Below are 12,085 nucleotides of genomic sequence, written 5' to 3'. Positions count from 1 at the left end.
TAAATAGTTACACCCTTTCCAAGCTTTAAAATATTTTAGCTCCTTGCTCTGGACCATCTCCCATGTTTTCTTCAAATCCTGAAGAAAAGTGTACTGTTCCTTCCTCGTCAACAAGAGCGCCCTCAACATCATCAAGACTTTCTATGAACTCCAGTCCTTTTTCTACCCCCATCACAAACGATGTTGTTGATATTACGTCTATTTCCATTGCAGTAGGTGCATCCACAGTAGCGCTTACTACTCCTCTAGCCGGACGACCTTCAATAGGATCAACAATATGAGAATATCTTTCGCCGTCTAATTCGTAATACCTAACATAATCACCTGCAGTACCAATTGAGTTATCTTCCAAATAATAGCTTGCATAATGCCCCTGTTCTCTAGGGTTTCTAATTCCTATTACCCAAGGTTCGTTATCAGGTTTTCCACCAATTGTCGTTATATCCCCACCAGCTCTTACAAAACCATATTCTATCCCTTCTTCAATTAAGACTTCTAAAGCCCCTTCTAAAATATATCCTTTGGCAATACCTGCCATTTCTATTTGCATATTTTCTTCAGGAAGAAACACTGTATTTTCATCTTCATTAATTTCAATTTGCTGATAGTCCACATACTCTAGAAGTTCCTCTATTTCTTCCTCAGCTGGGATTTCAAAGTCAACTTCAGGTTCACCTTCCTCATCTTCTCTGCCAATCAATTCGTACAACCTATCTTCCCCAAAACCCCAACGATTCAATAAAGGAGCTACTGTAACATCAAAATGGCCGTCAGTAAGTTCTCCCCAGTCAACAGCTTTTTCGATGAGTTCCATTGTTTCTGGATTTACCTCTACTTCTTCCACACCAGCATTTTCGTTAATTCTATTAACATCACTATCTGCTTGATGTCTTGCTAGAATACTTTCAAGTCTTTCAATCTCTTCAAATGCATTGTCGATGGCGTTTTCCCCTTTTTCAGTATCTCTAGCGTGTACCATAATTTGTATTTCAGTATCTAGATAGCTAAAGCTAGACCTTGTTACTTCTTCATAACCACCACTTTCATCACCACACCCCACAAAAACAATTGTTAAAAATACTATTAATAATAGAAAAACTGGTATTTTCAAATTCATTATTACTGTCTCCTTTTCTAAAAGAATTAATTTTGAGTGTTATCTTAAAAATTGATGATAAAACAGTAAGAAGAAAAGTGATAACCCTAGCATTAGCGCTATAATAAAGGAGTCAAAGTTTAGATTTTTAATATTTAATACACTTGCATCTAAACCAAACATCTCCCATATACTCTTTGGACGTTTTCTTAGCTTTTTGCGCGATGTCACGTGATGGCTTACACGACCAACTTGTGAGTATGCTTTTTCTAGTTCTTCCTCATCATAGATCAAAGAGCCCTCTTGGAATTCTTCTATATTTTCCCCTTTTGCAACTCCTGCAGCTGAAGTTAACCCAGCAGCGGTTCTAGCATATGCACTGTCTAAACTCTCATCAAGTTCCTGGGTAGCTCTTGCCCATCCTTTTGCTCTCTTACCACCTTCTTCATAAAAATCATCGATTTTACCATCGATCTGATTTGTAGTCCTGGCAATACCTTTTGCTCTTTTGCCACTTTCCTCATAAAAATCATCAATTTTTCCATCTAGCACACCTGCTTTTTCCATGGCATCCTTTGCTCTTTCTCCACTCTTGCTGTAAGTTTCATCTATACCCTGATCTAATTTACTTACTTTTTTTGCAATCTCCATTGATTGTCTACTAGTCTGCTCAAAAAAGTCATTAATAGTAACATCAAAAGTTGCCCCAAGGGTTGTAGAAGCATTAAGAAATCCAGTAACGATAGGTCTATATAGGACATTTTCTATACTTAGCCAGTAAGGCGCACGCCACCTAACAAATTCAGTAGCAGTTCCTAGAATATAAATACATGACGCAATAGCAAGCACAAGCACTACTTTTTGCAAATCGTATGAGTCCCAGAAGTTAAGCCCTATAAGCTGTTCAGATATCACGTCTGCTTGGAATTGAGGGAAGGTACTCATCCCGGGTACTACAATCTGCTCTAAGAAAAAGTTTGGGAAGCTTCCTATACCTATAACCAATACAATAAATACCGCTAAGACCACCTTCACTATCGGAGCAACGGATAAGTCCTTCTTCTTATATTCTTCTGGTAGTCGGCCCAAAAATAGTCCTCTAAACAACTTTATAAAGTATGCCACTGTAAAAGCACTTGTTATTGTGAAAATTGTTTCTGCTATTTGAAGGGCAGTGCTACCTTCTAAGCTATATGCATCTACTATAGCATGATGAAGCACCACTTTACTTGCGTAACCATTAAATAAAGGAATTCCCGCTATACCAAATGCAAACACCAAAAATGCTACACCCAAAAATGGCATCGGCTTAAACATACCTCTAACCCGATCAATATCTAATAAGTGTGTTTTAATATAAATTGCACCTACAACCAAAAAGAGCCCTGCCTTAAAAAGTGCATGATTAATCACATGCATCATAGCTCCAGCAAAGCCAACTGGACCGTCAAATCCTAAATAAACTGCTGCACCAACACCCATGAAAATATATCCAATTTGGCTCACACTACTGTAAGCCAGTATTTTCTTGCCACTTGTTTGCAAGAATGCCATAAAAGCTCCAAGAAACATAGTTATAATGCCCATCCAAATAACTACCCCACCAAAACTAGTCAAAGTATTAAATGCCGCTTCTGGTACTGCACTAACATCTGATGGAGCCAAAACTGTCATTAGTACTCTCCAGATTCCATACACCCCTGTCTTAATCATTAAACCAGAAAGTAGTGCACTTGCAGGGGTAGGGGCTACCGGGTGTGCTTTTGGCAGCCAAATATGAAGGGGTACAAGTCCAGCTTTAATTCCAAAACCAAATATGAAAATTAGAACTAGTAAAATAATATTTATCCCGGAATCCGCAACATCTTCAAGCATTGGAGCCATTTCGTAGGATCCAGTATATGAGTACATTAAGAATACTCCCATTAATATTGCAAGACCACCTAAAACTCCAAGGAAAATATATAAATTACCTGCCCTTAAGGCCTCATCATCTTCTTCATGAATAACTAAAACATAACTTGCAAATGTCATTAGTTCAAAGAATAAAAACAAGCTAAAGAAGTCACCCGTCAAAAATACGCCTAAAGTAGTACCTAATGACATCATCCAGAAAAAATAGAATCTATTTCTATTTTCTTCGTGACTAATATAATCTGTAGCATATAGAGTAGCCAAGAACCAAATCAAAGAAACCAAAACAGCAAGGACAAAGCTAAACTGATCAACTCTGAATAATAAGCCTTCTCCCAAAAACCAGCCCAAGGAAAATTCAACTGTTCCTGTACTAACCATAGGATATAAACCAAGCACCATTAAAAAGGTCACACCAGAAACAATGCTGCTAAATATATCTCTTATCTTTTCACTTTTTCCTCCTATATAAATTAATGCAAAGGAAGCAATAATTGGAACCAATACTATCCAAATAGGAAGCATTGATTCAATTACTTTGCCCTCTACAACTTGAAAAAGCTCCATAATTTATCCTCCTTTAAAACTAAACCACTAACTGCCGTATATATATTCTGTAGCACTTTCAAGAATCCCCAGTGGCAGCGATGGGAATATTCCAAAGAAAACAACACCAAATGCCAAAACTAAAAGTGTGAATTTCATCTGCCATGGAACCGGATCAATCTTTAATTTATCAAAACCCTCAGGAGTTTCCCCGAAAAAGGAATTTACAATTATAGGCAGGTAATAAACTCCATTTAACATACTACTAACCAAAAGCACAAGAACAAAGATTGGCCTTCCAGCTTCTAATGCTCCAAGGGCCAAGTACCATTTACTTATAAAACCATTCGTTCCGGGTATCCCAATCATTGCTATCCCGCCTAGTGTAAAACATGTCATAGTAAAGGGTAATTTAAAACCGATCCCTTTTAAATCATTTATTTTCCTTAAACCCGTTGAGTAAATTATAACACCTGCAGACAAAAATAGCATTGCTTTTATAAATGCGTGATTTAAAATATGAATTAATCCACCTTGAAACCCTGTGAAACTCATCAATGAAATACCCAAAAATACATACCCTATCTGCGCAACAGAGGAGTATGCTAATAACTTCTTTATATCATCTTGTACTATAGCAAACATAGAACCTAAAATAATACCTATCGCAGCGAGCCATAAGACTATCTCCATTATTGGAATGGCAGTTATTACCGCCCTCGGAATAACTTGAAAATATATTCTAATTAAAGAAACCGTATAAATTTTTATTACAAGTCCACTTAAAACTGCACTTGACGGTGATGGTGCTGAACCGTGAGCGTCAGGCAGCCATACGTGCATAGGAAATAATGCAGCTTTCACTCCAAAACCAACTAAAAAAAGAGCCATTGCCGCTATAATAACATTCATATACTGAGGGTAAACCTCTTGCAGTTCAACTGCGATAAAAGTCATATTCAGATGACCTGTAATCATATATAACAAGGCAATACCTAGTAGTACAGCAGCCGAGCCCAAAGCATTTAAAATTAAATACTTTAAACTGGCTTCAATCGTTGCTTCATTTTCTTTGATACAGATTATTGCTACAGAAGATAATAATGATACCTCTAATAATACAAACAAGTTAAAAATATCATTTGTAATTGCCATACCTGCCATAGCGGCAATAAGCAAAATATACAAAGGATAATAAATACCTTGGGCATTTTCAGTTAGATCATGGGCAAGGTCTTTTGTAGCATAAAATAAAGTTAAAAAACCAATCCCCGTTATAATTAGCACCATATAAGCACCAAGATAGTCCACTTTAAATTCTATACCCCATGGAGCCGGCCATCCTCCAATGTGGTATGTAAAAGGACCATCTATAGCTAGCTGTATTCTTAAATATATTCCCAATACAAACATCAATGCAATCGATGCAAGGGAGATAATTTCACCAATCTTAATTTTATATAGATTCGCTGCCGGTATTATAAAGGAAGCAAATATACCTATCAATACAATTATTATAGGAAAATGAACAGTAATGTCCAACCAAATCATCTCCTCAGCCTTGAAATTTCATCCGTATCCAAAGTTCCGTAATATTCATAAATTTTGATAATCAAACTCAATGCTAAAGCCGTAATACTAATTGCTATAACAATGCCAGTAAGAATCAATGCGTGGGGCACAGGGTTAACATAAGCACCCACAGCGGCCTCCCCGTGTATTATAGGAGCTCCTCCCCCTTCTACATAACCCGTAGAAACAAATAACAAAAAAACTGACGTTTCCATAATATTAAGCCCTATAATTTTTTTGATTAAGTTCGGATGAGTTAACATTGTATACGACCCTATTAAAAACAATGTTAGGGCAAACAAGTAATGATAATTATTTACTATGGCTGATAGCTCCACTTTCATCCTCCTCTTCGTTTAATAGATAAAACAATTTCACAAGACTAAGTGCAACTTTAAAGCCATTAGCTGCATTAAACCAGTTTCCGTGTACAACAAATAGTGGATTTGGAAAAATTATTAACAAAAATATAATTCCGATAAAAAATGTATACAAACCAGTAACAGCCTGCATGAGCATTCCTCTCTCTTCAATAAGATACCCAAGTCTAGTTATCCCAAAGCCTTTTTTAAGTTCAGGTGTATCCTCAACTCCCATAAAAGTTAGCCTATAAAGTATAAAACCAGTTGCAAAAGTCGCTCCACCCGAAAATCCTCCCCCGGGTGATTCATGGCCAAATATTATAACATAAAGACCATACATCATTATAAATGGAATAATAGCTCGTCCTATTATTCTGAGGATGGAATCAAACATTATTCGTCCCCCCGTTTACCATGAATGACGGCCAAAACCCCTGTCACTGAAGTAAAAAGAACTGTAATCTCACCAAATGTATCAAAAGACCTATATGCCACTAATACAGCGGAAACAAGGTTTGGATGCTGAGTTTCCTCGGGTCCTTCTTCCAAATATCTCTGGGCGACTTCATTCTGAGTTGGGTTGTCAGGATCTCCAAAGGTAGGCATTTCTGCTACAGCCAATAACATGCTATAGCCAATTAGAAATATTGCTATCAGTGCTATAAGGTTTTTTAGCATTAATCTTCATACCTCCTTGTTTTGCTTATTGTAACTACAAATAGTAAAGTAGTCATCCCTGCTCCAATGGCTGCTTCAGTTATAGCAACATCCGGTGCCTGAAGCTGCTCCCATGTTATAGCCATTACTAAACTGTATGCACCAAAAATAATAACAGCACTAAGTAAATCTTTAGTTCTTTCCACAGCAATAGCACATACCACCAAAAAAAGAAGTAATAATATATTCAGTATTTCAAGAATCATTGTCTTTCCTCCTTGGCGCCATCTGAAGTATGATCTACAAATTCAGTATCAGATGCAAAAGGAATATTAGTTTTGTATGAGGCTCTAGCAATTATATGTGCTGCAGTTGGATTAGTTAGCCAAATAAAAACTATTACAAAAAATATTTTTGCAGTAGCAGTAGATATAGGTTGAGCAAGCATCAAAGCTAAAAGAATCAAACCTGCTCCAAGGGTGTCACACTTAGTCGTAGCATGCATTCGACTATAAACATCAGGCATTCGAATTAACCCAACAACACCAACAAAGTAAAAGAAAACACCAGAAATAAGGAAAAAAACTATCAAAATATCCATAATAAGTTCCAAATCAGTTCCCTCCTAGCAAGACCCTCGTTCTAGATATTTGGCAACTCCTATCATTGCTATAAAGCTAATAAGAGAATAAACCAAAGCCACATCTAAAAAGAATTCCTTTTGATAAATAAAAGAAACCGAAGCAATAATAGTACAGGTCTTAGTAGCAATAACGGTGATAGCTACAACTCTATCAGCAGAAGAGGGCCCTTTATAAGCCCTGTATAAGCATACAAATCCTAATATAGTCAGTATTACAAGGGCTATGGCAAATGCGTCTATTATACTTATCATTCCACTTCATCCTCCTCTTCCATCTCTAAAAGCCAGTCAACCAAGTACCAATCCATAGGGTTTTCTGCATATTCTCTGGTAAGGCCATGAATAGCATAATTATCACCATCGATATCGACTGTTAATGTTCCGGGAGTCAAGGTTATAGAGTTCCCTAATACCGCTTTGCTTGTTTCTTTACTTACCTTACCCTTAAATTTAACAAGCGCTGGCTCTATTTTCATTTTTGGAGCAAGCACAATTTGCGCCACCTGAATATTTGCAATAACTATTTCTTTTATAAGCGCCAGGATATATCTGAAAACACTAATAATATTCTTAATATTCAGTACAAACCTCAAATTCCTATTTAACACAAAATCCTTCATAAAGAGTACAATCAGCACACTACAAGCAATCCCAATAAGCACCTTCCACAGTGCAAATTCTTCTAATATCAGTAACCAAAAGACAATCAAAAGAAATATCATCCCGATTATAGAATTATCTACTACTTTTGACATATTAAAAAACTCCTTTTAATCGCCTACATTTTATTATCTAAAGTATAGTCTAATCCTAATTAGCTTATTTGACAATGATAAATTTTATTTTTCTTTGATAAAAGTCCCGCTTTTTCCCCCGGTTTTCTTTATTAATTTAATGTCTGAAATCTCCATCTCTTTATCTATGCTCTTACACATATCATAAACTGTAAGGGCACAAGTGCTAACAGCCGTTAATGCTTCCATCTCTACCCCTGTTTTACCAGTAGTAGTTACAGCAGCTTCTATACAGATCCTATTATTTTTTTCGTCAATTTCAAAATCAATATCTACACCAGTTAGCATCAATAGATGGCACATTGGGATAATTTCTGAAGTTTTTTTCGCTCCCATAATCCCTGCTGTCTGAGCTACATTTAGCACATCACCTTTTTTTATTTGGCCTTCAATAATTTTCTTTAAGGTGTGTTCAGCCATATATATATATCCACATGCAGTGGCTTTTCTTTTAGTATCCTCTTTAGTTCCTACATCAACCATTCTTGGTCTACCAGATTCATTCATATGAGTAAAGCTGTTTTCCTGGTTCATTCTATTCCCTCCATCAAAAATTGAGTGCGAAAGTCGGGTATAGTACCCTCTTTCGCACTCTTTTTTTCTCTTGACTTAACTTAGAGCTTTTGTTTTGAAGTCCAAGGTGTCAGTTATACAGTCACGTGGACATTTTTCAATACATTTGCCACAATTTGTGCATGTGTGGCTATCAATATATGCTAGATTCTCTTCAACAGTTATCGCTTCTTCTGGGCAATTTTTGGCACATACTCCACAACCGATACAACCTATCTTACATGCTCTCTTAACTACTTTACCTTTGTCTTTTGAATTACAACGAACATGATGTTTAGTCTTTTTATTGATCATCCTTATTACATTCTTTGGACATATATTTTTGCATCTATTACAGCCGGTACACTTATCAGGGTCCATAATAGGAATTCCATTATCACCCATAGTTATTGCACCAAAATTACAGACTTCTACGCAAGTTCCAAGGCCTAGGCAGCCATGGTCACATGCTTTAAAGCCATTCGCATACATCATAGCAGCACGACAATCATTTATACCATGATAAACAAATTGTTCATCGCAATATTCTCTACCACCCATGCAGGCTACTTCAGCAACATATTCTTCAGTTGATTCAGCTGCCGAAACTCCTAAAACATCAGCTATCTTAGAAGCTACATCGTTGCCACCAGGAGCACAATCACTAATTCCCGCTTCTCCTTTGACAACTGCTTCAGCAAATGCACCACAACCTGGATACCCACAAGCACCACAGTTAGCTGCAGGCAAAAATTCTGAGATGGCTTCTATTTTTGGGTCTTTCTCAACATAGAATACCTGTGAAGCAAATGCTAAAACCAGCCCAAAAAACAGACCTATAGCCCCTAAGCTAACAATTGCATATACAAACATTAGGTTTCACCTCCTATTTCTTTAAACCACGCCTTCAAATCCTAAAAATGCTACAGATATTACTCCGGCTACTATAAAAGCTACAGATATACCTTTTACAAGGTCATTCATCTTCGCAAGCTCAAGCTGTTCTCTTATGCCAGCAATTAATAGAAGTGCAATTGTAAAACCAATAGCTCCACCAACTCCGTGTACAGCAGATTCTAGAAGGGAATACTCATTAGTAATGTTTAGTAGAGCAAGGCCCATAATTGCACAGTTGGTTGTTATCAGAGGCAAAAACACCCCGAGTGATTGATAAAGAGAAGGACTAATTTTTTCAACGGCCATTTCAACAAACTGCACCAGTGAAGCTATCACCAATATAAAAGAAACGGTCTGAAGATATTCTATCCCAAAAGGAACTAAAATCCAATTGTGAATCATCCATGTTATAACTGCAGCGAGAGTCATAACAAAGGTAACTGCCATACCCATACCAATTGAAGTATCTACTTTCTTCGACACACCCATAAATGGACATATACCTAAAAACTGGATTAATACCAGGTTATTCACAAATATAACACCAAAAAAGATAGGTAGCAAGTCTCCCATTTATTCCTGCCTCCTTTCAGTCCATTATTTTTTTATACTTCAAGCCTTTTGTAAATAATATTCATTGCAGCAATCAAAATCCCTAAGCCAAAGAATGCTCCAGCTGGGGATACAAAAACCTGCATTGATTGATACTGTGCACCAAAAGCACCAAATATCTCATGCATTATTGGATAACCAAAAACTTCACCCGCGCCTAAAATCTCTCTAAATAGACCTAACATCACAAGGCCTAAAGTAAAACCAAGTCCCATACCAAACGCATCTATAATGGCTTTTGGCGTACTGTTCTTTGAAGCAAAGGACTCTGCCCTTCCAAGAATCAAACAGTTAACAACAATCAGTGGAATAAATATACCTAGCGCATCATGCATATCAGGTAGATAAGCCGCTAAAAACATATCTACAAGGGTCACAAAGGTCGCTATTACTACAATATAACATGGGATTCTAACTTTAGCTGGAATAAAATCCTTTATAAGGGAAACAACAATATTTGCGCCTAACAATACTACTGTTGTGGCAAGCCCCATACCCAGAGCATATTCAGCCGCTACTGTCACCGCAAGAACAGGACAGAGCCCAAGTCCCTGGCGGAAGATAGGGTTATCTTTAAGAATCCCTCTAGAAAAAACTCCTTCACTCATTTTTTCACCTCCAGCATTTTCAAGGTTTTAATTAACTTATTCCTGATAAACTTTTCTTTATTATTCAGTCTCATCAATAAGAGCATTTACCACGGCTTCCATTACACCTTCACTTGAAGCAGTAGCTCCAGATACAGCATCAACTTCCATTGACTGTGCTTCAATTATTCTGTCAGCTATTTCTGGCCATGCATCATCCCAATATTCTGGTGTGTCTTCGTTTGATATTTCTTCTATCTCAACAATTTCTCCGCCTTCTACTGTAACTTCAACCACAGTGTCTCCACCAAAGCCATCCCCTGTACCTTCATAGGTTCCATCAGGCACTTGTGTTACATCTACATCCGTCTCTGGTGCTTCAAAACCTAGATATTCAAATGCTAGCTGATCTCTGCCTCTTTCTGCACCTGTCGTGGCTCCACCAACACTTGCTGTTGCACCTGAGATATTATCAACTTCAGCAGACACAGCAGTTTCTTTGTCAATTCCCACAAATTCTTCTCTAAAGTCTTCTTTTTCAATCACATCTCCAAGACCTGCTGTTTCTTCATGTGCTAGTATCTGTACACCTTTAATTGTTCCATCCATATCAACCGCAACCATCATTTTGATATCGCCACCATAACCACCACCTACTGATCTAGTGGCAACACCAACTTCTTCTCCGTCAGCTAAAGCAATATAATACTCTTCCCCGTCAATTTCTTCTATTTTTACTTCATCAGCATCAGGGAAAAATTCAAACATTGCATCTTCAATCTCAGCTAGCTGCTGTTCTTCAATCACAGGAGCCGTTACTCCATGAGCAAAAGTCAATACTCCCGCTGAAACTATAGCAACAACCATCAAAGTTATACCTAGTTTTAAAATCTCACCGAAGCTCATTATTTAGACACCTCCCCATAAATTTTGGGCCTGGTGTAATTATTTATAAACGGCACCACAGCGTTCATGATTAAAATTGCATAAGTCACACCTTCGGGTGCAGCTCCATTAACTCTAAATAAAGCCGTTAAAACTCCACATCCAATACCAAATATAAGCTTACCTGACCTTGTAAATGGAGAAGTTACCATGCAGGTAGCCATGAAAAATGCTGCAAAAACTGCTCCTCCACTTAGTAAGTGAAAGATAGGGTCTTCACCAGCTATAAGAGTATAAAGCGCCATTGCACCTAAATATCCAACCGGAACGCGCCAATCAATATGACCTTTTGCGAGGAGATAAATACCACCTATTAGAATCGCTAATACTGAAGTCTCTCCAAGAGAACCACTAACATTACCTATAAATAATTCAGTATAAGTTGCCTCTGCACCATCTAATGGAGTTGCTCCAGTTATAGCATCATGAGTTCCTACTGGCTCTGACCAGGTTGTTAAAAATACAGGCCATGAAACAAATAATATCATTCTTCCTACTAATGCAGGGTTAAAAATATTGTACCCAATTCCACCAAAGAAAAGCTTTCCGATAGTAATAGCAACAAACGAGCCAATCGCTACCACCCACCAGGGTGAAATCGGAGGAAATATGAGTGCAACTAGCATTCCTGTAACAGCAGCACTCCAGTCCCCCACAATTGCTTTAGGTGCAAGAGATTTTCTTAGGATTATAGATTCGGTGACCATTGCTGATATCATGCCAATAATCACTAAGGCTAAGCCCCACCATCCAAAAAATATCACACCTGCAATAGTTGGAGGAACCAAAGCAATCACTACATCTCGCATAATCGTATTTACGCTTTCCTGTGTACGCAAGTGAGGTGATGGGGATACTACAAACTTGTCTTCCATTGTGCTCCCTCCTTTTCTATACAAAATAAATTA

The 12,085-nt window shown here is 37.5% G+C and carries 16 protein-coding genes; all 16 read right to left on the bottom strand.

Annotation, left to right across the window (positions count from 1 at the left end):
• Nucleotides 1–25: 25 nt before the first annotated feature.
• The 16 genes from ACONDI_RS02040 to ACONDI_RS01965 all read right to left on the bottom strand — a co-directional run bounded on the left by ACONDI_RS02040 (nt 26) and on the right by ACONDI_RS01965 (nt 12,052).
• The gene (locus ACONDI_RS02040) at nt 26–1,117 is read right to left on the bottom strand and encodes an FAD:protein FMN transferase (protein ID WP_241079830.1); all 1,092 of its coding nucleotides are present in this window, start codon (nt 1,115–1,117) and stop codon (nt 26–28) included.
• A 39-nt stretch (nt 1,118–1,156) separates the two neighbouring features.
• Nucleotides 1,157–3,577, bottom strand: coding sequence for a complex I subunit 5 family protein (locus ACONDI_RS02035; RefSeq protein ID WP_241079829.1), 2,421 nt, complete (start codon nt 3,575–3,577; stop codon nt 1,157–1,159).
• A 27-nt stretch (nt 3,578–3,604) separates the two neighbouring features.
• Nucleotides 3,605–5,098 (bottom strand): complex I subunit 5 family protein, encoded by a 1,494-nt coding sequence (locus ACONDI_RS02030; RefSeq protein WP_241079828.1) that lies wholly within the window; start codon nt 5,096–5,098, stop codon nt 3,605–3,607.
• A gap of 5 nt (nt 5,099–5,103) precedes the next feature.
• On the bottom strand, nt 5,104–5,472 hold the full coding sequence (locus ACONDI_RS02025) for a sodium:proton antiporter (protein ID WP_420848157.1): 369 nt from the start codon (nt 5,470–5,472) through the stop codon (nt 5,104–5,106).
• Nucleotides 5,441–5,884, bottom strand: coding sequence for an MnhB domain-containing protein (locus tag ACONDI_RS02020; protein ID WP_241079826.1), 444 nt, complete (start codon nt 5,882–5,884; stop codon nt 5,441–5,443). The genes ACONDI_RS02025 and ACONDI_RS02020 overlap by 32 nt, the downstream gene beginning before the upstream one ends.
• A complete protein-coding gene (mbhE, locus tag ACONDI_RS02015; RefSeq protein WP_241079825.1) occupies nt 5,884–6,168 on the bottom strand; it encodes a hydrogen gas-evolving membrane-bound hydrogenase subunit E in 285 nt (94 codons plus the stop codon). Before mbhE ends, ACONDI_RS02020 begins: the two co-directional genes overlap by 1 nt.
• On the bottom strand, nt 6,168–6,413 hold the full coding sequence (locus tag ACONDI_RS02010; protein WP_241079824.1) for a Na(+)/H(+) antiporter subunit B: 246 nt from the start codon (nt 6,411–6,413) through the stop codon (nt 6,168–6,170). Before ACONDI_RS02010 ends, mbhE begins: the two co-directional genes overlap by 1 nt.
• Nucleotides 6,410–6,760, bottom strand: coding sequence for a monovalent cation/H(+) antiporter subunit G (mnhG, locus tag ACONDI_RS02005; RefSeq protein ID WP_241079823.1), 351 nt, complete (start codon nt 6,758–6,760; stop codon nt 6,410–6,412). The genes ACONDI_RS02010 and mnhG overlap by 4 nt, the downstream gene beginning before the upstream one ends.
• A 12-nt stretch (nt 6,761–6,772) precedes the next feature.
• Nucleotides 6,773–7,042: a monovalent cation/H+ antiporter complex subunit F gene (locus tag ACONDI_RS02000; RefSeq protein ID WP_241079822.1), complete on the bottom strand. Its 270-nt coding sequence runs from the start codon at nt 7,040–7,042 to the stop codon at nt 6,773–6,775.
• A complete protein-coding gene (locus tag ACONDI_RS01995) occupies nt 7,039–7,545 on the bottom strand; it encodes a Na+/H+ antiporter subunit E (RefSeq protein ID WP_241079821.1) in 507 nt (168 codons plus the stop codon). Before ACONDI_RS01995 ends, ACONDI_RS02000 begins: the two co-directional genes overlap by 4 nt.
• An 84-nt stretch (nt 7,546–7,629) precedes the next feature.
• Nucleotides 7,630–8,118 (bottom strand): cyclic pyranopterin monophosphate synthase MoaC, encoded by a 489-nt coding sequence (gene moaC, locus ACONDI_RS01990; protein WP_241079820.1) that lies wholly within the window; start codon nt 8,116–8,118, stop codon nt 7,630–7,632.
• A 75-nt stretch (nt 8,119–8,193) separates the two neighbouring features.
• Nucleotides 8,194–9,009: an RnfABCDGE type electron transport complex subunit B gene (locus ACONDI_RS01985; protein WP_241079819.1), complete on the bottom strand. Its 816-nt coding sequence runs from the start codon at nt 9,007–9,009 to the stop codon at nt 8,194–8,196.
• A gap of 21 nt (nt 9,010–9,030) precedes the next feature.
• The gene (gene rsxA / locus ACONDI_RS01980; protein ID WP_241079818.1) at nt 9,031–9,606 is read right to left on the bottom strand and encodes an electron transport complex subunit RsxA; all 576 of its coding nucleotides are present in this window, start codon (nt 9,604–9,606) and stop codon (nt 9,031–9,033) included.
• 32 nt (nt 9,607–9,638) lie between these two features.
• Nucleotides 9,639–10,253 (bottom strand): electron transport complex subunit RsxE, encoded by a 615-nt coding sequence (gene rsxE, locus ACONDI_RS01975; protein WP_241079817.1) that lies wholly within the window; start codon nt 10,251–10,253, stop codon nt 9,639–9,641.
• A gap of 60 nt (nt 10,254–10,313) precedes the next feature.
• Entirely contained in the window at nt 10,314–11,138 is an 825-nt protein-coding gene (locus tag ACONDI_RS01970) for an FMN-binding protein (RefSeq protein ID WP_241079816.1), read from the bottom strand.
• Nucleotides 11,138–12,052, bottom strand: a complete 915-nt coding sequence (locus tag ACONDI_RS01965) for an RnfABCDGE type electron transport complex subunit D (RefSeq protein WP_241079815.1) — start codon at nt 12,050–12,052, stop codon at nt 11,138–11,140. The genes ACONDI_RS01970 and ACONDI_RS01965 overlap by 1 nt, the downstream gene beginning before the upstream one ends.
• Between the last annotated feature and the right edge of the window lie 33 nt (nt 12,053–12,085).

Origin of the sequence: Natranaerofaba carboxydovora, assembly GCF_022539405.1 — a bacterium.
GTDB lineage: Bacteria > Bacillota > Natranaerobiia > Natranaerobiales > Natranaerofabaceae > Natranaerofaba > Natranaerofaba carboxydovora.
This window is presented reverse-complemented; position numbering and strand designations above follow the sequence as displayed.

Bases quoted from the DNA above. Each gene is read 5' to 3' on its own strand.
- ACONDI_RS02040 (WP_241079830.1), bottom strand. From the start codon at position 1,117: ATGAATTTGAAAATACCAGTTTTTCTATTATTAATAGTATTTTTAACA.
- ACONDI_RS02035 (WP_241079829.1), bottom strand. From the start codon at position 3,577: ATGGAGCTTTTTCAAGTTGTAGAGGGCAAAGTAATTGAATCAATGCTT.
- ACONDI_RS02025 (WP_420848157.1), bottom strand. From the start codon at position 5,472: ATGAAAGTGGAGCTATCAGCCATAGTAAATAATTATCATTACTTGTTT.
- ACONDI_RS02020 (WP_241079826.1), bottom strand. From the start codon at position 5,884: ATGTTTGATTCCATCCTCAGAATAATAGGACGAGCTATTATTCCATTT.
- mbhE (WP_241079825.1), bottom strand. From the start codon at position 6,168: ATGCTAAAAAACCTTATAGCACTGATAGCAATATTTCTAATTGGCTAT.
- ACONDI_RS02010 (WP_241079824.1), bottom strand. From the start codon at position 6,413: ATGATTCTTGAAATACTGAATATATTATTACTTCTTTTTTTGGTGGTA.
- ACONDI_RS02000 (WP_241079822.1), bottom strand. From the start codon at position 7,042: ATGATAAGTATAATAGACGCATTTGCCATAGCCCTTGTAATACTGACT.
- ACONDI_RS01995 (WP_241079821.1), bottom strand. From the start codon at position 7,545: ATGTCAAAAGTAGTAGATAATTCTATAATCGGGATGATATTTCTTTTG.
- moaC (WP_241079820.1), bottom strand. From the start codon at position 8,118: ATGAACCAGGAAAACAGCTTTACTCATATGAATGAATCTGGTAGACCA.
- ACONDI_RS01985 (WP_241079819.1), bottom strand. From the start codon at position 9,009: ATGTTTGTATATGCAATTGTTAGCTTAGGGGCTATAGGTCTGTTTTTT.
- rsxA (WP_241079818.1), bottom strand. From the start codon at position 9,606: ATGGGAGACTTGCTACCTATCTTTTTTGGTGTTATATTTGTGAATAAC.
- rsxE (WP_241079817.1), bottom strand. From the start codon at position 10,253: ATGAGTGAAGGAGTTTTTTCTAGAGGGATTCTTAAAGATAACCCTATC.
- ACONDI_RS01970 (WP_241079816.1), bottom strand. From the start codon at position 11,138: ATGAGCTTCGGTGAGATTTTAAAACTAGGTATAACTTTGATGGTTGTT.
- ACONDI_RS01965 (WP_241079815.1), bottom strand. From the start codon at position 12,052: ATGGAAGACAAGTTTGTAGTATCCCCATCACCTCACTTGCGTACACAG.